Source organism: Bacillus sp. SIMBA_005, from assembly GCF_046535585.1.
In the GTDB taxonomy this organism is placed as follows: Bacteria; Bacillota; Bacilli; order Bacillales; family Bacillaceae; genus Bacillus; species Bacillus pumilus.
In genome coordinates, this window is record NZ_JAWRWI010000923.1 from 1 (window position 1) to 247 (window position 247).

2 pseudogenes are annotated in these 247 nt (G+C 38.9%); one reads left to right on the plus strand and one right to left on the minus strand.

The window, feature by feature from the left end:
- Positions 1–64 (plus strand): annotated as a pseudogene (locus SB660_RS22770) (transition state regulator Abh); the annotation flags it as partial.
- Between the two features lie 48 nt (positions 65–112).
- Here SB660_RS22770 and SB660_RS22775 read toward each other — a convergent pair.
- Positions 113–247 (minus strand): annotated as a pseudogene (locus tag SB660_RS22775) (16S rRNA (cytidine(1402)-2'-O)-methyltransferase); the annotation flags it as partial.

The following is a 247-nucleotide window of genomic DNA, read 5'->3' on the forward strand; positions in this document are numbered from 1 at the left end:
TAGTAAAGAAGGCGCTGAGCAAATCATCAGCGAAATCCAAAACCAGCTTCAAAACCTTAAATAATCATTTCTTGTACAAAAAACGTTCTTGTTATGACACAAGAACGTTTTTTTATTGCTTAATATGGTAAGCATCGTACACTTCACGCTTTGGTACATTGCGATCGACTGCTGCTTTTTTAATGGCTTCTTTAGACGTAGCGCCTTTCGAGATGTAATGCTCGACATGTTCTTTCGCAGTGAGGGT